At 65.1% G+C, this 21,999-nt stretch carries 19 protein-coding genes; 12 read left to right on the top strand and 7 right to left on the bottom strand.

Features of this window, described 5'->3' with window-relative positions:
* The first annotated feature begins 13 nt into the window (after positions 1–13).
* From AC3YOG_RS00585 to cobO, 4 genes are all read left to right on the top strand, one after another.
* Entirely contained in the window at positions 14–754 is a 741-nt protein-coding gene (locus AC3YOG_RS00585) for a CbtA family protein (RefSeq protein WP_489933681.1), read from the top strand.
* Positions 751–1,809: a cobalamin biosynthesis protein CobW gene (cobW, locus tag AC3YOG_RS00580; protein ID WP_489933680.1), complete on the top strand. Its 1,059-nt coding sequence runs from the start codon at positions 751–753 to the stop codon at positions 1,807–1,809. Before AC3YOG_RS00585 ends, cobW begins: the two co-directional genes overlap by 4 nt.
* Before the next feature lie 198 nt (positions 1,810–2,007).
* Positions 2,008–6,576, top strand: a complete 4,569-nt coding sequence (cobN, locus tag AC3YOG_RS00575; RefSeq protein ID WP_489933679.1) for a cobaltochelatase subunit CobN — start codon at positions 2,008–2,010, stop codon at positions 6,574–6,576.
* A gap of 38 nt (positions 6,577–6,614) precedes the next feature.
* Positions 6,615–7,223 carry a cob(I)yrinic acid a,c-diamide adenosyltransferase gene (cobO, locus tag AC3YOG_RS00570; protein ID WP_489934532.1) on the top strand — a complete coding sequence of 203 codons (609 nt, stop codon included), beginning with the start codon at positions 6,615–6,617 and terminating at the stop codon, positions 7,221–7,223.
* On the opposite strand, the gene AC3YOG_RS00565 is transcribed toward cobO, so the two are convergent.
* The 4 genes from AC3YOG_RS00565 to AC3YOG_RS00550 all read right to left on the bottom strand — a co-directional run bounded on the left by AC3YOG_RS00565 (position 7,220) and on the right by AC3YOG_RS00550 (position 9,588).
* A complete protein-coding gene (locus AC3YOG_RS00565) occupies positions 7,220–7,684 on the bottom strand; it encodes a hypothetical protein (RefSeq protein WP_489933678.1) in 465 nt (154 codons plus the stop codon). The genes cobO and AC3YOG_RS00565 overlap by 4 nt on opposite strands.
* Entirely contained in the window at positions 7,684–8,571 is an 888-nt protein-coding gene (locus AC3YOG_RS00560) for a cation diffusion facilitator family transporter (protein ID WP_489890638.1), read from the bottom strand. Before AC3YOG_RS00560 ends, AC3YOG_RS00565 begins: the two co-directional genes overlap by 1 nt.
* Before the next feature lie 312 nt (positions 8,572–8,883).
* On the bottom strand, positions 8,884–9,384 hold the full coding sequence (locus AC3YOG_RS00555; protein WP_489934531.1) for a DUF8692 domain-containing protein: 501 nt from the start codon (positions 9,382–9,384) through the stop codon (positions 8,884–8,886).
* A gap of 57 nt (positions 9,385–9,441) precedes the next feature.
* On the bottom strand, positions 9,442–9,588 hold the full coding sequence (locus tag AC3YOG_RS00550) for a hypothetical protein (RefSeq protein ID WP_489933677.1): 147 nt from the start codon (positions 9,586–9,588) through the stop codon (positions 9,442–9,444).
* A gap of 302 nt (positions 9,589–9,890) precedes the next feature.
* Between AC3YOG_RS00550 and AC3YOG_RS00545 the strand changes: the two genes are divergently transcribed.
* The gene (locus AC3YOG_RS00545) at positions 9,891–10,385 is read left to right on the top strand and encodes a cobalamin biosynthesis protein (protein ID WP_489933676.1); all 495 of its coding nucleotides are present in this window, start codon (positions 9,891–9,893) and stop codon (positions 10,383–10,385) included.
* Here AC3YOG_RS00545 and AC3YOG_RS00540 read toward each other — a convergent pair.
* Positions 10,325–11,080: a cobalt-precorrin-6A reductase gene (locus AC3YOG_RS00540; protein WP_489933675.1), complete on the bottom strand. Its 756-nt coding sequence runs from the start codon at positions 11,078–11,080 to the stop codon at positions 10,325–10,327. The genes AC3YOG_RS00545 and AC3YOG_RS00540 overlap by 61 nt on opposite strands.
* A 77-nt stretch (positions 11,081–11,157) precedes the next feature.
* Between AC3YOG_RS00540 and AC3YOG_RS00535 the strand changes: the two genes are divergently transcribed.
* From AC3YOG_RS00535 to cbiB, 3 genes are read left to right on the top strand one after another with little or no spacing between them, the layout of a single operon-like run.
* Positions 11,158–12,450 (top strand): cobyrinic acid a,c-diamide synthase CobB, encoded by a 1,293-nt coding sequence (locus AC3YOG_RS00535; protein WP_489933674.1) that lies wholly within the window; start codon positions 11,158–11,160, stop codon positions 12,448–12,450.
* Positions 12,447–13,913: a cobyric acid synthase gene (locus tag AC3YOG_RS00530; RefSeq protein WP_489933673.1), complete on the top strand. Its 1,467-nt coding sequence runs from the start codon at positions 12,447–12,449 to the stop codon at positions 13,911–13,913. Before AC3YOG_RS00535 ends, AC3YOG_RS00530 begins: the two co-directional genes overlap by 4 nt.
* Positions 13,910–14,878: an adenosylcobinamide-phosphate synthase CbiB gene (cbiB, locus tag AC3YOG_RS00525; protein ID WP_489933672.1), complete on the top strand. Its 969-nt coding sequence runs from the start codon at positions 13,910–13,912 to the stop codon at positions 14,876–14,878. Before AC3YOG_RS00530 ends, cbiB begins: the two co-directional genes overlap by 4 nt.
* 7 nt (positions 14,879–14,885) lie before the next feature.
* On the opposite strand, the gene cobU is transcribed toward cbiB, so the two are convergent.
* Positions 14,886–15,413, bottom strand: coding sequence for a bifunctional adenosylcobinamide kinase/adenosylcobinamide-phosphate guanylyltransferase (cobU, locus tag AC3YOG_RS00520; protein ID WP_489933671.1), 528 nt, complete (start codon positions 15,411–15,413; stop codon positions 14,886–14,888).
* Positions 15,414–15,624: 211 nt separating this feature from the next.
* On the opposite strand from cobU, the gene AC3YOG_RS00515 reads away from it, so the two are divergent.
* Genes AC3YOG_RS00515 through edd form a run of 4 tightly spaced genes read left to right on the top strand, consistent with a single transcriptional unit; the run spans position 15,625 to position 20,638 of the window.
* A complete protein-coding gene (locus AC3YOG_RS00515; protein ID WP_164854733.1) occupies positions 15,625–16,581 on the top strand; it encodes a glucosamine kinase nucleotide-binding domain-containing protein in 957 nt (318 codons plus the stop codon).
* Between the two features lie 3 nt (positions 16,582–16,584).
* Positions 16,585–18,066 carry a glucose-6-phosphate dehydrogenase gene (gene zwf, locus AC3YOG_RS00510; protein WP_127752155.1) on the top strand — a complete coding sequence of 494 codons (1,482 nt, stop codon included), beginning with the start codon at positions 16,585–16,587 and terminating at the stop codon, positions 18,064–18,066.
* On the top strand, positions 18,050–18,763 hold the full coding sequence (gene pgl / locus AC3YOG_RS00505; RefSeq protein WP_210258513.1) for a 6-phosphogluconolactonase: 714 nt from the start codon (positions 18,050–18,052) through the stop codon (positions 18,761–18,763). Before zwf ends, pgl begins: the two co-directional genes overlap by 17 nt.
* A 60-nt stretch (positions 18,764–18,823) precedes the next feature.
* Positions 18,824–20,638: a phosphogluconate dehydratase gene (gene edd, locus AC3YOG_RS00500; protein ID WP_489933670.1), complete on the top strand. Its 1,815-nt coding sequence runs from the start codon at positions 18,824–18,826 to the stop codon at positions 20,636–20,638.
* A 6-nt stretch (positions 20,639–20,644) separates the two neighbouring features.
* Here the strand turns inward: edd and AC3YOG_RS00495 are convergent, their stop codons facing one another.
* Complete coding sequence (locus AC3YOG_RS00495; RefSeq protein WP_489933669.1) at positions 20,645–21,970, bottom strand: erythromycin esterase family protein; 1,326 nt, start codon at positions 21,968–21,970, stop codon at positions 20,645–20,647.
* Between the last annotated feature and the right edge of the window lie 29 nt (positions 21,971–21,999).

Here is a 21,999-nt window from a genome sequence, read left to right as displayed (position 1 = left end):
GAGACGACCAAAAATGTTCCGCAATCTGTTTTTTGCTGCGCTGGTCGCAGCCCTTTGTGCTGGCCTTGTGGCATCCACGATCCAGCATTTCCGCGTCACCCCGCTGATCCTGCATGCCGAAAGCTTCGAAGGGGAGGGTGGCCATTCCCATGGTGAGGAGCCGCCTGCCGAGCATACCCACGCCCCCGGCACCCCGGCCCATGATTATGGCGCTGACGAATGGGCGCCCCAGGATGGTCTTGAGCGCACCCTCTATACCGTGCTCGCCAATCTGCTCGCCGCCGCTGGCTTTGCCCTCGTGATCGGCGCCGTGGGCCTCCTGGCCAATATTCCCATCACGGCCGGTAATGCTCTGCTGTGGAGCCTGGCCGGCTTTGCCAGCTTCACCCTCGCGCCCGCCTTTGGCCTGCCGCCCGAACTGCCCGGCATGCCCGCCGCCGATCTGGGCGCCCGCCAGCTCTGGTGGGTCGCGACGGCCCTTGCCACCGGCGCCGCCTGCCTGCTGCTGGCCAAGACCCGGGCGGGCTGGGCCATTGCCGTGGCGCTCGCACTCGTCCTCGCGCCGCACATCGTGGGCGCCCCCGCGGCTCCCGAAGAGCCAAGCGCCGTTCCCGCCCATCTCGCCACCGCCTTTGCCGCCGCCACCATCGGCACTTCAGCCGTGTTCTGGCTGGTGCTGGGTGTCGTCTTCGGCCTCGTCAATGATCGCCTCGCCCGCCGCGAGGCTTCCCACCCCATCGGAGCTCCCGCATGACCACCAAGATCCCCACCACCGTCATCACCGGCTTTCTGGGCGCGGGCAAAACCACCCTCGTGCGTCACCTCCTCGCCCATGCCCCCAAGGGCAAGCGCATTGCCCTCATCATCAATGAATTCGGCGATCTCGGCGTCGACAAGGACATCCTCGCCGGCTGCGGCGACGAGACCTGCCGTGAAGAGGACATGGTCGAACTCTCCAATGGCTGCATCTGCTGCACCGTGGCCGACGAATTCATTCCCACCATGCAGGCGCTGCTCAACCGCCCCGAAAAATTCGATCACATCGTCATCGAAACCTCGGGCCTGGCTTTGCCCCAGCCCCTGATCCGCGCCTTCAACTGGCCCGAGATCAAGGCGCAGGTGACCGTTGATGGCGTCGTGACCGTCGCCGATGCCGCCGCCCTTGCCGAGGGCCGCTTTGCCGCCGATGAAGCCGCCGTCGACCGGCAGCGCCGCCTCGACGAAATGCTCGATCACGAAACGCCCTTGGGCGAGCTCTTCGAGGATCAGCTGGCGGCTGCAGATATGGTCATCATCAACAAGACCGATCTGGTGGATCCCGCCACCCTCGAAAAAGTCGAGCAGAACATCCGCGCCGAGCTGCGCCCCGGCGTCGGCATTGTTCGCGCCGCCAATGGCCATGTCGATATCGCGGCGCTTCTGGGCCTTGGCATGGCTTCCGAAGCCGACATCGCCAACCGCCCCAGCCACCACGAACTCGAGCACGAGGGCGAAGGGCACGAGCACGACGATTTCGACAGCTTTTCGCTCCGGCTCCCCGCCATCGCCGGCAAGGACGAGCTGCTCGCCATCATCGAGGACACGATCCGCACCCATGACGTGCTGCGCCTCAAGGGCTTTGCCGCCGTGCCGGGCGCCGCTGCGCGCCTCGCCATCCAGGCCGTCGGCCCTCGCATCACCGCCTATTTCGACCGCCCCTGGGCACCTGGCGAAACCAGGCAAACCGCACTCGTCGTCATCGGCCAATCCCCGCTGGACCGCGCCGCCATCACCCAAAGCCTGCGCCGCGCCGAACCCGTGGCGGCATAAGTTCCAAGAGAATGGCTCCACGCACCGGGACAGGTCTGCACCCCCGCCCCAGCCCTCCCCCCAAGGGGGAGGGGGCCGCATTGTGCCTTGGGCACGATCTAGCCCAACCCACCGGCCTGAAGCCCCTCCCCCTTGAGGGGAGGGGTTGGGGTGGGGGTGCAGGCGCTTCCGCAAATTCGCACTTCGTGGGAGCCTAAAATGCACCTCCTTTCCGCTCAAGCCGGTGCCATCCAGCAGGAAGGCGAGGCGATCGATCTCGCCCAAACCCCTGGCGCCTTCATCTTCGCCTCCTCGGCCGATAGCGAACTCGCCATGCTCGCCGCCGCCGCCGACCGCGCGGGCGAAACCGAGCTGCGCCTCGCCAACACGCTGCGCCTGTCCAACAATCTGTCCGTTGATCTCTGGCTCGAGCAGACCGTCCGTCACGCCCGCCTCGTCGTCCTGCGCCTCATCGGCGGCGCCGCCTATTTCCAGTACGGCGTCGATGAGATCACCGCCCTCTGCGCCAACGGCAAGATCCCCCTTGCCCTGCTGCCCGGCGACGCCAATCCCGACCCCATCCTGCAAGCGCGCTCCACGCTCCACCCCGAAGACTGGACCCGCCTCCACGCCCTCCTCATCGCCGGTGGCCCCGCCAATGCTGACGCGATCCTTGAAGCCTTCCATGCTCTTGCGCTTCCGCAGGCTCCGGGTCGTTCCCTCCCCCTTGAGGGGAGGGCTAGGGTGGGGGTGCAGGCCGTCCAGCCGAACCAGGAGCTTCGGTCGAGCGCTGCAGAACAAGAAGGCAAAGAGGGCTATGCCCGAGTGGCTGGCGGGGAGGGGGGCCCTCAGCCCGAACCGGAGCCTCGCCTCTCCGACCTCCCGCCCCAACCCTTCGCCCGCTTCGCCCTCTGGCACCCCGCCACCGGCATCACCGACGAAGCCGGCCTGCGCGTCCTGCACGGAAGACCTCATGGTGAGCCCGTCGAACCACGAGGTCGGGCACTCGATCTCGCCACCACCTCGTCCTTCGACAAGCTCAGGATGAGGTCTGCTGAGACATACATCCCCATCCTCTTTTACCGCGCCGCGCTCGAAGGCGCCGGCACCGCCACCCTGCAGGCCCTTGTCGACGAAATCGAAGCACAGGGCCTCCTGCCGGTCCCCATTCTCGTGTCTTCCCTCAAGGAAGCCGCCTGCGTCCGCTTCGTGCAGAACGTCCTCCAAAGCTTCCCACCCGCCGCCATCTTCAACCTGACCGGCTTCGCCCTCGCGCTGGACCCCGACGACACCAAGTCTGACCCCTTCAGCGGCACCGATGCCCCCGTCATCCAGTTGATCCAGTCCGGCCGCTCGGCAACGCAATGGCAGGCCGACCCCCAGGGCCTGTCCTCCAAGGACATGGCGATGTTCCTCGTCATGCCCGAACTCGATGGCCGCATCGGCGGCATTCTCGTCGGCCACAAAGCCGATGCCGTCTGGCACACCAGCACCCAATGCCCGCTCAGCGCCTATGCTCCCGACCATTCCGGCATCGGGCGCGCCGTCCAGCTCGCCCGCAATTGGGCCCGGCTCCGCGCCACCCCCCGGCCGGACCGTAAACTCGCCCTCATCCTCGCCAACTACCCCCTCCGCGACGGCCGCCTCGCCAACGGCGTCGGCTACGACGCCCCGGAGTCGACCGTAGAAATCCTCAAAGCGCTGGATGGGGCAGGGTACACGCTTTCCAACGCGCCCGATCCCTCGGCTCTAGCCCTTCCCTCCCCCTTGAGGGGAGGGACCGAGGGAGGGGGTTCAGGCCCATCCTTTTGGTCCGGACCGACCGTGGGCCACACCAACGCCCGCCTCACCCGCGCGCACAACATCGCGCGCGCGCGTCAGCTGCGCACCAAGTCCTCGCCCCCTGAACGCAAGCTCTGGGCCATGCTGCGCCAGTTCAACGAACAGGGTCACCACTTTCGCCGCCAGGTGCCGCTTGGGCGGTTCTTTGCTGATTTTGCCTCCCATGAGATCAAGCTCGTCATTGAGGCCGATGGTGATACCCACGCCAGCCCCGACGCTGCTGTCTATGATGCAGCGCGGACCGCTGAATTGAACGCGATGGGCTATAGGGTCATCCGCTTCACCAACACGGATATTGGCAGCAATCTGGACGGCGTCTGGCCCGCGATTTCGGAAGCGATCACCGCCGCCCGAACCCCCACCCCTGACCCCTCCCCTCAAGGGGGAGGGGGACGCCACTCCAGCCTCGCCGCTCCATCGCCTCCCTCCCCCTTGAGGGGAGGGATTGAGGGTGGGGGTTCAGGCCCATCAACCTACCCAAATTCCTCAGCCGACCTCATCGCCGCCCTCCAATCCGGCCCCACCAACGCCAACCCCCAACGCGGCTCATCTCCAGCCACACTGCCGCTCGCCCGCTATCGCGAACTCTTCGCCGCGCTGCCCCAAACCATCCAAACCGAGGTCACGGCCCGCTGGGGTGACCCCGCCACCGACCCCTTCGTGCGCGACGACACCTTCCACCTGCCGGCCCTTATCTACGGTAATATCACAATCCTGCTGCAGCCCGGTCGCGGTTACGGGCTCGACGAAACCCAGAGCTATCACGACCCTTATCTGCCTCCGCCCCATGCCTATCTCGCCGCCTATCTCTGGCTGCGGCATGACTGGGGCGCGCAGGCGCTGGTCCACAACGGCAAGCATGGCACGCTGGAATGGCTGCCCGGCAAATCCACCGCGCTTGACGCGGCGAGCTATCCCGATGCGCTTTGGGGCCAGCTGCCCCATCTCTACCCCTTCATCGTCAACGATCCCGGCGAGGGGACCCAGGCCAAGCGGCGCACCGGGGCGGTCATCATCGATCACCTCATTCCCCCGCTCACGCGCGCGGAAACCTATGGGCCGCTCAAGGACCTTGAAGCGCTGCTCGATGAATATTATGCCGCCTCGGGCATGGACCGGCGCCGCCTTGCCGATCTGCGCCGCCGCATCCTTGATTTCACCCGCGACAGCCGGCTCGACCGCGATATCGGCCTGCCCGAGGACGAAACCGCGGCCCTGCTCAAGATCGACAATTTCCTTTGCGACCTCAAGGAAGCCCAGATCCGCGATGGCCTGCACGTCTTTGGCCAGTCGCCCGCGGCTGAACTGGAGCGCGACCTCATCGTCGCCCTGGCCCGCGTCCCCCGCGGCGAAGGTCCCGCCGAGCACTCCCTGATCCGCGCCCTCGCCGATGATCTCAAGCTCGGTCTCGACCCCCTGACCGCCAAACTGGGCGAGCCCTGGGCCGGCCCGGATCTATCTGCATTGGCCTGCCTCCCCCTTGAGGGGAGGGCCGGGGAGGGGGTCCCTCCGCTCCGTCACCGCACCGTCGGCGACATCGTCGAACAACTCGAACACCTCGCCGCAGAACTCGTCTCCGGCCGCGCGCCCGAGCCCGGCTGGACCCAAACCGCCGCGGTGCTCGAAACCGTCGAAACCGTCATCCGCCCGCGCCTGCAAGCCTCCGGCCCCGCCGAAATGGCCGCACTGCTCGATGGGCTGGATGGCAAGTCGGTCCGCCCCGGCCCTTCCGGCGCGCCTTCGCGCGGCCGGCTCGACGTGCTGCCCACCGGGCGCAATTTCTTTTCCGTCGATACCCGCGCCGTGCCCACCCCCACCGCCTGGGAACTGGGCCGCAAATCGGCGGAAAACCTGATCCTGAGGCACTTCCAGGACACCGGCACCTATCTGCAATCGGCCGCCATCTCCGTTTGGGGCACCGCCAATATGCGCACCGGCGGCGATGACCTGGCCCAAGCCATGGCGCTCATCGGCGTCAAACCGGTCTGGGATCCCGGCTCGCTGCGCGTTTCGGGTTACGAGATCATCCCGCTCGCCAAGCTCGGTCGCCCACGCGTCGATGTCACCCTGCGCATCTCGGGCTTTTTCCGCGATGCTTTCCCCGCCCAGATCACCCTTTTTGATCGGGCGGTCCGCGCTGTGGGAGCCCTCGATGAACCCACCGAGGACAACCCCCTCGCCGCGCGCATGCGGGCCGAAGCGCTGGGGCTGATGGCGCAGGGACAAAGCGAGGCCGAGGCGTTCCTTGCCGCCGGCCACCGCATCTTCGGCTCGCGCCCCGGCACCTATGGCGCGGGGCTTGGCGCTCTCATCGATGCCGGCACCTGGCAAAATAAGGCCGAGCTCGCCGCCCGCGTCCTTGATTGGGGCCAATATGCCTATGGCGCCAAATCAGTCGGCACCCCGCAGCGCGACGGTTTCGCTGCGCGCCTCGCTGCCGTGGATGCGGTGATCCACAACCAGGACAATCGCGAGCACGACCTCCTCGATTCCGACAACTACTACCAGTTCGAGGGTGGCCTTGCCGCCGCCGCCGAAACGCTGAGTGGCCACCGGCCCGCCGCCTACCACAACGATCATTCCCGCCCCGAACGCCCGCTGATCCGGACCCTCGGCGAGGAAATCAGCCACGTCATGCGCTCGCGCGTCGTCAATCCGAAATGGATCGCCGGGGTCAAGCGCCACGGCTATCGCGGCGCCTTCGAGATCATCGCCACCGTGGATTTCATGTTCGCCTTCGCCGCCACCTCCGGCGCCGTGCAGACCCACCATTTCGACCTCGCCTTCGAGGCCTTCATCGAGGACGACGCCACGCGCGACTTCCTCGCCACCGCCAATCCCTTCGGCTATGCCGAACTGCTCAAGAAATTCAACGAGGCCCGCGAGCGCGGTTTTTGGACCCCGCGCTCCAACTCGGCCTTTGCCTATCTGGAGACCGCGCCATGACCGACCAGCCCGCCAAGCCGCTCAAGAAGACCGACCTGATGAGCGAGGCCGAGCACGACGCCTACCACGCTGAAAAAATGCGCAAGAAAAAGGAGGCCCGCAACAAGATCCTTGCCACCAAGACCGCGGAAAAGGGCCTCCTCATCGTCCACACCGGCAAGGGCAAGGGCAAATCCACTGCCGCTTTCGGCATGGTGTTCCGCGCGCTGGGCAATGGCATGCGCGTGGGCGTCGTGCAGTTCGTCAAGGGCGTCTGGAACACCGGCGAGCGCACCGTGCTCGACAAATTCCCCGATCAGGTGACCATCAATGCCATGGGCGAGGGCTTTACCTGGGATGTCGCCGACCGCCAGCGCGACCTTGCTGCCGCCCGCAAGGCCTGGGAGCAGGCCAAGGCGCTGATCCTTGACCCCAGCTACAAGCTGGTCCTCCTCGACGAGCTCAATATCTGCCTGCGCTACGACTATCTCCCGATCGAGGAGGTGGTCGAGTTCCTGCGCAACAAGCCCGCCGACAAGCACGTCATCGTCACCGGCCGCAATGCCAAGGATGAACTGATCGAAATTGCCGATCTCGTCACCGAGATGACCGAGATCAAGCACCATTTCCGCGCCGGAGTGAAAGCCCAGGCCGGCATCGAGTTCTAGCAACCCAGCGGCCGCAGCGCGCGCTCGAGCCGATCCAGCACCGGGCGCAATTCGCTAAATTGCGCCGCCGAGATTTCGATCTGCCAGCTTGCGGTGCTTTGCCGGTCGCACAAGAGGATGGTGCGGCCAAACCGCATCCGCGAGCCCTTCACGGCCGAAAAACTCGCCCAGTCCGGCGTCACCATTTGCTCCCCCGCCCGCCAGCCGCTGCGTTCCAGCTCACGCCCGATCCGCGCCACCGTTCCCGCAAACGGGCCGCGCATCGGTTCGCCCCAGGCGTGCAAGCTCACCGCTTCCCCCGCCAACTCGAAACTCTGCCCCGCCTCATCGCCTTCGCCCGCGACAAACCCGGCCGGCACCTCCAGTGCAAAGCCGAACCGCGTGTTCTCGTAACGCAGCGCCTCTTGCCCCCAAGCGGGCACCGTCAGCAGCATCAGGCCCAACACTGCCGCGGCCCGCATCACAGCACCACGATCCCGGCATGCTTGGCCTTGTTTTCCGGCTCCACGTGAATCGTGATCTGCGCATCCTTGACCGCTTCGCGCAGCTTGCTTTCGATCCCGTCGCAAATCCGGTGCGCTTCATCGACGCTGAGCGCGCCGGGCACCACCAGGTGAAAATCTATAAACACCATGCGCCCGGCCTGCCGCGTGCGGATATCATGGGCCTCGATGGCGCCGGTGGCATTGGTCGCGATCACCTCGCGAATGGTTTTCTGCGTTTCGGCCGGCACGGCGACATCCATGAGGCCCCCCACGCTCGCGCGCACCACGCCCCAGCCCGACCACAGGATGTTGACCGCGACCAGCGCCGCGAGGATCGGGTCGAGCAGCGCCCAGCCGGTCATCACCGCCAGGCCCAGCCCCACCAGCACCCCGATTGTGGACACGACATCGGTCAACAGATGCTTGCCATCGGCTTCAAGCGCCGGCGAGCCTTCCGCGCGGCCATGGCGCAGCAATACGCCCGCCCAAACGAGGTTGATCACCGTGGCCACCGCCGCCAGCAGCAATCCCTGCCAGGGCGCATCGGGCAGCCGGGGGTGGAAAAACCCGACCCATGCCTCGCGCAGGATCAGGATCGCGGCCACGATAATCATCACGCCTACGATCACCGCCGAAAAATACTCGGCCTTGCCATAGCCATAGGGCAGGGCGGCATCGGCCGGCCGTTGCGCCAGCCGTACCGCGATCAATGCGGTGAGGGCCGTCACCACATTGACGATCGATTCCAGCGCGTCGGAAAACAGCGCCACCGATCCGGTGAGCCACCAGGCGAGGAACTTGATGCCAAGCACCACCAGCCCAACCAGCAGGCTTGCAGCAGCGATGTGAAGGGTTCTTTGCATGGCCTCGATCCGTCCGGCCTCCTTGTTGCGCCTGCGGCAAACGGGGAGGGCGGCCTGATAGCCCGTTCCGGCCAGCGCAACAATGATTGTCTTTGCAACTGCTTTTCATCTGCAAGGCCCCTGTGGGAAAGCGGCTGTTTTTGCCTGCAGGACCGGCACGTCCAGGCTCATCGCCCGCGAGCGCAACGCTCGCACTGGCCTCAAGAGCCGCCCTACCCACAAGTGTCGTCCCGACCTTGAGCCGGGATCCATCCCGAAGTGGCAGCAGCTACAGCAATGGGCCGTCAGGCTGCGGGCGCCACGCCCCCAGGCTCATTCCACTGGCGGACCGATCCACCGGTCGGCGCGGTAAAGCCCGATGCTGTGGATAAACACCAGCACCCCCAAGCCCTCCAGTGCTTCCTCGATGATCGCCACGAGGCGATAGGAGGCGGCGGTCACATCCCCCGTGGCATCCGAATAAAGCTTGCCCCCGATCAGCTCCATGCCGATGGCGCCGCCGATAAACAACGCTGCCGCCAGCAGCATGGTCGCGCGCACGCGTCCCGGCAGCGCCCGCAAAAAGGGAATAAAGGCCACGAACCCCAGGAGGCACAGCGCCGCCACCGGTAGCACCCAGGCGAAGGTCAGGAACCCCGATGTGCCAAGGCTCGAACCTACCGGCGCCGACAGCAGCTCATGAACGCTCAGCGCCTCGTCGGCGGATAGCCCGAAAAACACCACACCCAGCAGCGTCCACTGCGCCCCGATCAGCCGCTCCCGGCGATAAACCCTGGCCCCGGTATCCAGCAGCATCAGGCTTACGCCCGCCAGCAGGAGTTGGGACAGGTGTAAACGCTGCGCTCCACATCAAGGTCGAGCAGCCAGATCCTATCCTCCCCGTCCAGTCCCCAAGCCATGCTGCACCACGGCAGCACCGATCGGCACCGCCCAGATCAGCAGCGGCACGAGGAGAGGGCGGCCAACCGGCGGCGCGGCGTCCAGCCTGCGGGCGTGCTCCTCTGTTATGTCGGTCACCGCGTCGCCCCCGGCCCAGTGTCATTGAACTGTCATAATTGACCCCGGCTGCCAGACGATCTACCCGTCATGGCGCGTATAACCGCTCCGGCCGAGTACCTAATCCAACTGGCCTAGCAACCCCCTTCAGAGCCGCCGCAAGGGGCGCCCTGGGCTTGGCATCTCACCTCTAAGAGCTATTCGCCCGGTCGTATCGGCGCCGCATTCCGCCGCATTGATTGCCCCTATCGGCTCGGGCGCTTACAAGCCGCAGGGCAAGCGGCATCGAGCCTCATGCTGCACACGGGAGCAACCACATCGCCATGGGGCAGGGCACTGTGCATACCATTCCAGCCGAGCCGGCCCGGGTATTGGCCGGAATTGGCTCGCGCCGCCTAACCGATCCACAGGAGATCATCGCCCTTGTCGGGCAATGCCTCGAGGAAGCCGGCATGCCATTGGCTACATTGGTGGCCCTTGCCAGCCATGCCCGCAAGGCCGGGGATCCGGCGCTGCTTGCTGCTGCAGACGGGCTCGGCGTTCCCCTCCGCCTGCTTGATGGTCACGCCCTACGGGCAGCCGTCCCCACTCCATCAAGCGTGGTTGAGCGCCATACCGGGCTCCCCTCCATTGCCGAAGCCTGTGCCCTTGCCGCCGGCACGCTGCTGCTGCCCAAGCGCCAAACCGCCCGCGTCACCTGCGCCCTGGCGCTTTGCCGCCCCAACTGGCAGCTTGATCGATTTGGCCAGCCCGCCGGTCAGGCGACCAGCGCCGCCACGCACGCCTCCACATCCGCGACCTCGCGCGCCGGCGGATAAGCTGGACGCGCGACCATGATCACATTAGTCCTGCGCTGGCGCGCCGCCTCGAGCTTGTCGGCGGTTTGTGCGCCGCCGGAGTTCTTGCTGACCAGATGTGTGATTGCTTCCCGCTCCAGCAGCGCCAGTTCCCCTTCCAGACGGTAGGGTGGTCGCGACAGAATTATTTCGGCATGCGGCGGCAGTGGCTTTGCCGGCGGCTCGATCAAGCGCACCACAAACCGGCAATCCTGGCGACGGAGAAAGGCCTCGAGCCCACCATGTCCGGTGGTCAGCAGCACTTTGGCGCCCGCAGGGATGGCCGCGGCCGCGGCGGCCAGGTCGGGCACATGGGTCCAGGGCGCCTCGGGCGGCTCGCGCCAGGCTGGCCGCACCAGCCGCAACAGCGGGACGCCAGCGCCGTTTGCCGCGGCAACCGCATTGGCCGACATTCCGGCAGCATAGGGATGGGTCGCATCGATCAGCCAATCAAACCCGCTCGCCTGGAGAAAGGCCGCGAGGCCCTCAGCCCCGCCCAACGAGCCAATCCGCAATTGTCCCGCCGGAACCATCGGCTCCTGCGTACGTCCAGCCAACGAAGTCGTCACTTGGTGCCCGAGCGCCACCAGCCGCTCGGCCAGCTTGCGTGCCTCCCCCGTTCCGCCCAGCACCAGGATATTCATCTGTTCGCCATCTGCTTGTTCGCTCCCCGCCATTGTGGCGGCTCCGCCCGCGCGCCTCAAGGCAATCCCTGCCGCTTTTCCGCCGCAGCCCTGCGGCAAGGTGGTGCGGCGTGAGCCGGGGCTTTGTGGTTGCGGCCCCCCGCTCGGGTTCTGGCAAGACGGTCATCACCCTTGGCCTGCTCGCCGCCTTTCGGGCGCGTGGCACGGTCGTGGCCCCCGCCAAGGTTGGCCCCGATTATATCGACCCCACTTTTCTTGGTCGCGCCGCCGGCCGCGACGCGGTCAATCTCGATCCCTGGTCCATGACGCCGGGTCGCCTGCGCCATCTCGCGGGCGTTCAATCCACCGGCGCCGACCTCCTAATCGTTGAAGGGGTCATGGGCTTGTTTGACGCCGGCGCTGATGGCTGGGGCTCCACTGCCGATCTTGCCCAGATGTTGGACCTGCCCGTGGTGCTGGTGGTCGATGCCGACAAGCAAAGCCAGTCCGTTGCGCCCCTGGTCGCCGGCTTTGCCCATTGGCGTTCCGGCGTGCGCATCGCCGGCATCATTCTCAATCGCGTGGCTTCCGCCAAGCATGAGCGCATGCTGCTTGAAGCGCTGCTGCCCACCGGCATCCCCTGTCTTGGCGCCATTCCGCGCAACACCGAACTGGCGCTCCCCGAGCGCCATCTCGGGCTTGTCCTGCCCGGCGAGATCGATGGTTTTGCCGATTTCCTCCAGACGGCCGCCACCAGCATGGGCGACTATCTCGATCTCGATCGGCTCCAGGCACTCGGCGCGCCCCTCGCCGCAGCCGATGCTGGGAGCACTCCGCTGCCCCCGCTGGGTCAGCGCATCGCCATTGCGCGGGACGCGGCGTTCGCCTTTCTTTATCCGCACCTGCTGGATGGCTGGCGCGAGCAGGGGGCCGAGCTGCTGTTCTTTTCCCCGCTGGCCAACGAGCCGCCCGCGCCGGGGGCTGACGCCGTGTTCTTGCCCGGCGGTTATCCCGAACTCCATGGCGCAACCCTCGCCGCCGCATCCATCTTCAAGGCGGGTCTCCTTGCCGCTCGCGACCGCAATGCGCTGATCTATGGCGAATGCGGGGGCTTCATGGTTCTGGGCGACGCTTTGGTGGACAAAGCGGGCACTGAACACGCCATGGCCGGCCTCTTGCCCGTCACCACCCGCATCGATCGCCCCAAGCGCATTCTCGGCTATCGGCGCCTGCGCCACACCGGCGCCTTGCCCTTTCCCCCCAATCTGCACGGTCACGAATTTCACTATTCCTCCGCCAAGCAGTCGCGCCTGCCGCCCCTTTTTATCGCAGCTGACGCGCGCGGGGATAACTTGCCGCCTATGGGTGCGGTGATCGGCTCGGTGATGGGCTCCTATGCCCATGTCGTGGATGCCGCCCCATGAGCGCCCGCGCCCTCATGGTCATGGGCACCGGCTCCGATGTCGGCAAGTCGCTGATCGTCGCCGGCCTCTGCCGCGCCTTCACCAATCGCGGGCTGCGTGTCGCGCCCTTCAAGCCGCAAAACATGTCCAACAACGCCGCGGTCACTGCTGATGGCGGCGAGATCGGGCGCGCCCAGGCGCTGCAGGCCCGCGCCTGCCGCCGCGATCCGCTCACCGCGATGAACCCGGTGCTGCTCAAGCCCGAAGGCGAAACCGGCGCCCAGCTCGTGGTGCGTGGCCAGCGCCGCCAGTCCATGGCCGCGCGCGAATATTTTGCCCGCCGCGCCGAACTCCTCCCAGAAGTGCTCGCCGCCTATCGCGAATTGGCCGCCGACGTGGACCTCGTTTTGGTGGAAGGGGCGGGGAGTGCCTCCGAAGTCAACCTGCGGGCCAACGACATCGCCAATTGGGGTTTTGCCCGCGCCACATCCATCCTGACAATTCTGTTAGGTGACGTTCATCGTGGTGGCGTAATTGCGGCACTGATCGGCACCTTTGCCGTAATCGAACCGGAAGACCGCGCCCTGATCGCCGCCACCATGATCAACAAATTCCACGGCGATCCCACCCTTTTCGACGGCGCGAAGCACTTTCTCGCTGAGAAAACCGGTGTCCCCTGCCTCGGCCCCATCCCCCATTTCCCCGCCGCCCACCGCCTTCCCGCCGAAGACGTGCTGGCGCTCGAAGTCGGCCAACCCGTTGCCAGTACAGGCAGATTCACCATCGCCGTCCCCCGCCTGCCGCGCATCGCCAACTTCGATGACCTCGATCCCTTGCGCGCCGAGCCCGGCGTCGAGCTCATCCTCGTCCAGACCGGCCAGCCCATTCCGCGCCACGCCGACCTGGTGATCCTCCCCGGCTCCAAAGCCACCCGTTCCGACCTCGCTGCCCTCAAGCTAAATGGCTGGGACATCGACATAAAAGCCCATCACCGCGCCGGCGGCCGCATCCTCGGCATCTGCGGCGGCTACCAGATGCTGGGCCAATCCATCGCCGATCCCGACGGCATCGAGGGCGCCCCCGGCACCACCGAAGGCCTGGGCCTGCTCGAGGTCACCACAATTTTATCCCCCACCAAACAACTGCGTCTCGAGCAAGCCATCCACCCCGCAAGCGGCCAACCCATCAGCGGCTACCACATGCATATGGGCGTCACCCAAGGCCTTGATACGGCTCGCCCTTTCGCAGAAGTTGCCGGCCAGCCGGAAGGCGCCATCAGCCCCGATGGGCGAATCATCGGCACCTATCTGCACGGCCTTTTCGCCGCCGATCCCTTCCGCCGCGCCTTTCTCGGCGCCGTCGCTACCCCCGATCTCGACTACGAAGCCGGCGTCGAGCAAACCCTCGACGACCTCGCCGCCCATCTCGAGCACCACCTCGACCTCGACGCCATCCTCGCCCTGTCCCGGACCGCCCGGCTGTGACCAACCTCCTCATCGCCCCCATCGCGCTGCTGCTCGAACGCTGGCTCGGCTACCCCGACCTTTTGCTCCGCGCACTCGGTCACCCCGTCATGTGGTTCGGTCGCCTCATCGCCTGGCTCGACAATCGCGCGGACCGCGACCGGCTTTCCCCCGAGGCGCAGCGCCGGGTAGGGGTGCTGGGCCTGGGCGTGTTGCTCTTTGTAACTCTCGCCATCACCTTGCCCCTGCAGCTATTTTTGCGCGCGCTGCCTTTTGGCTGGCTAGCGGAAGCCCTGCTGGCGACGCCATTTCTCGCGCAAAAGGAACTCGGGCGCGCCGTCAACGCCGTTGCTCTCGCCCTCGACCGCTCACTGGCCGAGGGCCGCGAAGCCGTCAGCCACATCGTGGGTCGTGACCCCGAACAACTCGATGAGGCTGGGGTCGCGCGGGCAGCGGTAGAAACCCTGGGGGAAAGCACTTCAGACGGCGTCGTCGCGCCCTTGTTCTGGCTGCTCATCGCGGGCCTGCCCGGCATCGCGCTCTACAAGGCGATCAACACGGCAGATTCGATGATCGGTCACCTTAACGAGCGCCACCGCTACTATGGCTGGGCCGCTGCCCGGCTGGACGATCTCGTCAACTGGATCCCCGCCCGCCTCACCGCCGTGCTGATTGTCCTCGCCTGCCGGTTCGTGCCCGGTGCCTCGGCGGCGCAGGCCTCGGCAACGACCCGCCGCGATGCCCGCAAACATGCCTCGCCCAATTCCGGCTGGCCCGAAACCGCCTTTGCCGGTGCGCTGGGTTTTGCCCTTGGTGGGCCGCGCGCCTATGGCGGCGAAGTGGTGGATCTGCCGCTACTCGGGTCGGGCAAGCGCGACCTCGAAGCCAACGACATTGCACAGGCGCTGGCGCTCTACCGGGCGACACTTAACGTGCTGCTGGCGGCCTGCCTTGTCCTGCTGCTCCTGGGATGGCTGGTCGACTAGCCGCAGATCAGTCGTCCGTGGCGCCCTTAAGCGTTATCGGCAATCCGGCAACCACGAAATACACATCCTCGCAGATATCGGCGAGGCGCTGATGGGCGGCGCCCGCGAGGTCCCGGAATGTTCGGGCCATCGCATTGTCCGGCACGATCCCCAAGCCCACCTCGTTGCTCACGAGGATGACGCGGGTCTTCTCCATTTTCGCCAGTCCGTCGACGAGTTCCTCTACCGCCGCGGCCACATCGGAATTGGCGACGAGCAGATTGGTGATCCAGAGTGTTAGGCAATCCACCAGCACCACATCATGGCTGTTGCCAGCGCGCAGCAGCGTCTGGCTGAGCGCCAGTGGTTCCTCGATGGTGGTGAAGCGGCCACCGCGGCCGCGCTGGTGGGTGGCGACGCGCTGGCGCATCTCGCTGTCCAGCGCTTGCGCCGTGGCGAGATAGGCGGGGCTGCCGCCTGAGCGAATCGCCAGCCGCTCGGCAAATGCCGTTTTGCCAGAGCGCGCCCCTCCCAGAACCAGCACATGCCGCTGCATCATCGCACCTTTGTGTTTTTAGCCATGAGGGCCGGTTCAACGTCGGCCGCACTTTGATCCCTAGTATTAGGCCAATTTGGCTGTGCAAGCGAGCTTGCCCCACACTGGACGATCCGACGCTTATTCTACTTTCGTCTTAGCGTCTTTCGCACTATGGTCCGCGCCGAAACAAGCCTTTACCATCCCGGATTTTCCAACGGAGTTGACCCGCGTGCCCCGGTTTTATCTTGGCGTTGACGGCGGCGGCACCAATTGCCGCATCCGCTTGGCTGACGAAAATCTGCAAACGCTTGCCGAGGTCAAGAACGGGCGCTCCAACCTACAGATCGATGGCGCGGATCCCGCTTACAAGGCCATCCTCGACGGCACCCGCGATGTGTTTGCCGCCGCCGGGCTCGACCACGCACTCACGGCTGATACTTACGCGTGCTTTGGCATGGCGGGTGGGCGCATGGATACGGCCCGTGCCGCTTTTGCCGCGCGGCCCTGGCCCTTTGCCGGGGTGCAGGTCTATGACGATATCGACATTGCCCATGCCGGCGCCCTGGCGGGCAATGATGGCGGGGTGATCATTGTCGGCACCGGGTCTGCGGCCCTGGCCGTAGTCGAGGGGCAGCGCTTCCAATGCGGCGGCTGGGGCTTCCAGATCGGCGACCAGATGTCGGGCGCGATCCTCGGGCGCGAACTGGTGCGCTATGCCGTTGAAGCCAGTGACGGGCTGGTCGAAGCCTCGCCGCTGACCGAAGCTGTGCTTGCCGCCTTGGGCGGCGACAACCAGGCGGTCATGAGCTGGTCCTTTGCGGTCGATCTCGACGTCAAGATCATCAGCCGCGACGGATCGGAAGGGTGCGATGATGCCTTGATCGGGCGAGCTCCGGCAGAATTTGGCAAGCTGATCCCGCTGCTGATGGAATACTTTGATGCTGGCGACCCGGTTGCCCAAAAGATGATGACCGTACAACTGGGCTATGTGGACGCCTATGTTCGCTGGTTCCAGGCCCGCAACGCCAAGGTGATGGCGGTGGTAGGTGGCTTTGGGCAGCGCATCTTCCCCATCCTGCGTGAACGTTATGGCAATTTCGTCGCGCTGCCGCAGTTTGAACCGCTGCATGGCGCAGTTATCCTCGCCAAGCAAAACTTCGCTTCTGCCGCCAACAAGGGACTATAGCTCGTGTCCAGTCGCATTATTCCGGTCCAACCGTTCGACTACGTGGTTTTTGGGGCTACTGGTGACCTGACCAAGCGCAAGTTGATCCCGGCCCTTTATCATCGGTTCAAGGATGGGCAGTTCGACGAGCGGTCTCGCATCATCGGCGTTTCACGCTCTCCCTTGTCCGATGCCGAGTTCCAGACCCTTGCCCGGAATGCGGTCACGGAGTTTGTCGAGCAGGAATATCACGATGAGGCAACGATCGACCGCTTTGTGTCGATCTTCTCCTACGTCGCCAATGATGTGAGCGACCCGGCGAACTGGGCCGACCTGGACGGCGCGTTGCGGGACGATCCCGAGATCGTGCGCGCCTTCTACCTGGCGGTGGCACCCGACCTGTTCGAGCCGATAGCCGAATATTTGTCGAAGAAGGGCTATTACCGGCGCGACGCCCGCGTCGTGATCGAAAAGCCGCTTGGCCACGATCTCGCATCCTCTATGGAAATCAATGATGGCGTGGCCAAGATCTTCGAAGAAGATCAGGTTTATCGCATCGACCATTATCTGGGCAAAGAAACGGTGCAGAACCTGCTGGCGCTGCGCTTTGCCAACACCTTGTTTGAGCCGGTCTGGAACTCGGCCCATATCGACCATGTCCAGCTTACCGTTTCGGAATCGGTCGGCGCAGGAACGCGCGGCTATTACGACGAGAGTGGCGCCCTGCGCGACATGATTCAGAACCACATGCTGCAACTGCTCTGTCTTGTGGCGATGGAGCCGCCAGCCTCGGACGACGCCAATGCGCTGCGCGATGAAAAGCTTAAAGTGCTGCGCTCGCTCAAGCCGATTACTGCGGGGGATGTAGCGCGCATGACCGTGCGCGGGCAATATCGCGCGGTGTCTTCGGAAGGCACTTCGGTCAAGGGCTACCAGGAAGAACTTCCGGGCGAAAAGAAGGGTTCGCGCACCGAAACCTTTGTGGCGCTCAAGGCCGAAATTGGTAATTGGCGTTGGTCGGGCGTGCCGTTCTATCTGCGCACGGGCAAGCGCATGGCCCAGCGCGTCTCGGAAATCTGCATTCAGTTCCGCGCCATCCCGCACTCTATCTTCGATCACGCCGAAGGCGCGCCCAAGGCCAACAAGCTAATAATCCGCCTGCAGCCCGATGAGGGCGTCAAGCTGATGATGATGATCAAGGATCCCGGGCCGGGCGGCATGCGCCTGCGCGAAGTCCCGCTCAATCTGAGCTTTGCCCAGACCTTCACCGAGCGCACGCCGGAGGCCTATGAGCGGCTGCTGCTGGACGTGATCCGCGGCAACCAGACCTTGTTCATGCGCCGCGACGAGCTGGAAGCGGCCTGGAAATGGGTCGATCCGATCCGCGAGGCCTGGGACAATTCGAGTGAGCCGCCCCAGCCTTACACCGCCGGAACCTGGGGCCCATCGGGTGCCATTGCGCTGATCGAGCGCGACGGCCGCACCTGGTATGAGGAAGATCACTAAGACCATGCTCGACCGCCGCACCTTTGCCGACAAGCCCACCCTCGCCAAGGAATTGGCCGAAGCCGTTGCCGACCGTATCCGCGCAGCCATCGCCGAGCGGGGCAATGCAGCCATTGCCGTGAGCGGCGGCTCGACGCCCGCGCGCTTTTTCCAGGCCCTGGGCAAGTTCAAGGACCTCGACTGGGAAAAGGTGGTGGTCACCCTTGTTGATGAGCGGTGGGTCGATGAAACCAACGATCGCTCCAATGCGCTGCTGGTCAACGAGCGCATGCTGCAGGGCCCGGCCGCGGTAGCGCGGTTCTTGCCCCTTTATTCCGGTGGCGATGCACCCGACGATGAAGCTGTAGAGCGCACCAACGCTCAACTGGAAGCGCTGCCGCGCCCCTTTGCCGCCGTGGTCCTCGGCATGGGCAGCGACGGGCATACCGCGTCCTTCTTTCCCGGGGGCGATACCCTGGCCGAGGCGCTGAGCGCGCCGGGACCAACCATCGCCATCCGGGCGCCTGGTGCGGGCGAGCCACGCATCACGTTTACCCTTCCGCGTCTTCTGGAAACGGATGGGCTCTACCTCCATATCGAGGGGGAAGAAAAGGCCGCCGTTTTGGACGCGGCGTTGGGCGAAGGTCCCGTTGAGGACATGCCCATTCGCGCCGTGCTGCGCTCCGGCCATCCTTTAACTGTCTATTGGTGCCCATAGTCCCCGAAGCGCTCCCCAATTGACCGCTTTGGCCACTTGCGGCTCCACCAAGGAGCTCCAATGCCTGTTCAGCAAGCCATCCAGGATGTCACCGACCGCATAGCGGCCCGTAGCCGCGACAGTCGCGCCCAATATCTGCGCCGTCTCGACGCCCAGCGGCAAGCCGGGGTTTATCGCTCGAGCTTGTCCTGCGGCAATCTCGCCCACGGCTTTGCCGCCTGCTCGCCTGCCGAAAAAGCGGCGCTGGCTGGCACCAAAACGCTCAATCTGGGCATTGTCACCTCGTATAATGACATGCTCTCGGCGCACCAGCCCTACCAGTTCTACCCCGAAATCATCAAGCAAGCGGCTGCTGCGATCGGTGCCACCGCCCAGGTGGCCGGCGGGGTGCCGGCGATGTGCGATGGCGTGACGCAAGGCCAGCCTGGCATGGATTTGAGCCTGTTCTCGCGCGATGTGATTGCCATGGCGACGGCTATCGCGCTGTCGCACAACATGTTCGACGCCGCCGTTTACCTGGGTATTTGCGACAAGATCGTTCCGGGCCTGCTGATCGGGGCGCTAACCTTCGGGCATCTGCCGGCCGTGTTCATTCCCGCTGGGCCCATGCCCTCGGGCCTGCCCAATGACGAGAAGAGCCGCGTGCGCCAGCTTTATATGGAAGGCAAGGTGGGACGCGCCGAACTGCTGGAAGCCGAGGCCAAGTCCTACCACTCACCGGGAACCTGCACCTTTTACGGCACCGCGAACTCAAATCAGATGCTTATGGAAATCATGGGCCTGCACCTGCCCGGCGCCAGCTTCGTCAACCCCGGCACGCCCTTGCGCGATGCGCTGACCCGGGAAGCTACCGTGCGAGCACTGTCCTTGACTGCCCAAGGCAACAACTGGACCCCAGTGGGGCACGTGATCGACGAAAAGGCCATCGTCAACGGGCTCGTTGGCCTGCATGCCACCGGCGGCTCCACCAACCATACCATGCACCTGATCGCCATTGCGGCGGCCGCGGGGCTGCAGGTGACCTGGGACGACATGTCCGATCTCTCCGACGCCACCCCGCTGCTGGCGCGCGTTTATCCCAATGGCGTTGCCGACGTGAACCACTTCCACGCGGCTGGCGGCATGGGCTTCCTGATCCAGGAATTGCTGGCATCGGGTCATCTGCATGAAGATGTGAAGACCGTCTGGGGCGAGGGCCTCTCCAACTACACGGTTGAAGCCAAGTTAATCGAGGACAAGCTCAGCTTCGAGCCCGCTCCCAAGCACTCGCACCTGCCAAAGGTACTAACGGGCACGGCCGCACCCTTCCAGCAGACTGGCGGCCTCAAGCTCCTGACCGGCAATCTCGGGCGCTCGGTGATCAAGGTTTCCGCAGTCAAGCCCGAGCACCGGGTCGTCGAGGCTCCGGCACGGGTGTTCAACGGCCAGGAAGAAATGCAGGCGGCGTTCAAGGCGGGCGAGTTGAACGGCGACATGATCGCGGTTGTCCGCTTCTCGGGTCCGCGGGCCATCGGCATGCCCGAACTGCACAAGCTCACTCCCGCCCTCGGCGTGTTGCAGGATCGCGGCTTCAAGGTCGCTTTGTTGACAGACGGGCGAATGTCGGGCGCTTCGGGCAAGGTCCCGGCGGCAATTCATATGACCCCGGAGGCGGTCGATGGCGGCCCTATCAGCAAGCTGCGGGACGGCGACATGATCCGGCTCGATGCCAATGCGGGAACCTTGCAGTTCATGGGCGATGAGGCCGAACTCCATGCCCGCCCGGCCGCCACCGAAGACTTGAGCAACCAGCAATGGGGTATGGGCCGCGAACTGTTCGCCGGCATGCGCAGCCTTGTGGGCGTAGCCGACCGGGGTGCCAGCGTATTCAGCTGAGCCCCGCTAGACCCCGAACGGGTAGGTTTCGGGGACCCCACGGGGCCGCTCGGTTGGGAGCGGCGTAACTGCCTTTGTCTCATTGAACCAGACAAAAGCGTCGAATTGCTCTGGCAGCACGGCATTGAAGTAATGGCTCTGCCGCTCCGTTTCGGGGCGGTAGATCACCCCGATCGCTCGCTCCAGCCGGGGTTCTGACAACGCCGACCGCAGCTGAGCGTCGCTGCGCCAATCGACCAGACCGCGCTCGACCCCGGTGTCGCGGAATATCCGCTCATGTGAATCGGGGCGGGCCGGACGGACCGTCTTGATCCGCATCGGCTCGTCCCAATCATCGGCCGCAGCCACCGTTCCGCGATCGGTGCCAAAGCCAATTGCAACTGCACGCTCGCCCCAGGCCGATTTGGCGTGATCGCCGATATTAAGCTGCCCCTGCCAGCCCATTTCGGTAGCCGCCGCCCGGCCCACATGCGAGTTGTGCGCCCAAACAATTGCCTTGGCGTCGGGACCCCGATGCTCCAGCACTGCCTCGAGCGTCTCGAACATATGCCGGTCGCGCAAATTCCAGGACTCGTTGGAGCCCTGATACATGACCCGATAATATTGCTCGGCGGCGAGCACCACTCGGGCATTTTGGGTCGCATCGAAGAAATCGGCGCTGTCCTCACCTGCGTAGCTGAATTGGTGACCCATTAGCTCGGTAAGTTGCTCCACCACCTTTTCTTCGCACGGGTCGATCTCGCCGGTGATGACGGAGCGGCCATACCATTCGGGCTCGGCTTGCCAGGGCGTGAGGCAGCCATACCGCCGTCGTGCCTTTCGCGCTTCCGCCGGATCCACACGGTCGAGATAGCCCAGCACTGCACTGATCGATCCACGCAGCGAATAAACGTCAAGCCCGCGGAACTCGACGCGCCGGCTCAATGGCAGTGCTGAATTATGGGTATGCAGCCAGCCAACAAAGTTGGCCACATCCTCGTTGCGCCACATCCAGGTGGGAAAGCGGGCAAAGGAGGTTTCATCATAGCCAGGGCCTTGCCGCTGGCGGACATGGTGATCAATCCGGTTCGCGTCGGGCCAGTCCGCCTCCACCGCCACGATGGAAAAGCCATGGTTGACGATCAGGTGGCGGGTGATGGCCGCGCGCGCAGCATAAAATTCCGAGCTGCCATGGCTCGCTTCACCCAGGAGGACGACTTTGGCGTCGCCGAATGCATCGAAGCAGTTACCGAACTCGATCGCATCGGCCGGATGGGGTAGTGGCTTGATCGCCTGTTGTAGCTTGCGGACGATCCGGGCGGCTGCTTCCGGCCTCTCATCAACAACGCTCATCTCGACCTCCTGCAGGAGGTTAACGTCCT

It is taken from the genome of Devosia sp. Z6_126 (assembly GCF_058133495.1).
This window is presented reverse-complemented; position numbering and strand designations above follow the sequence as displayed.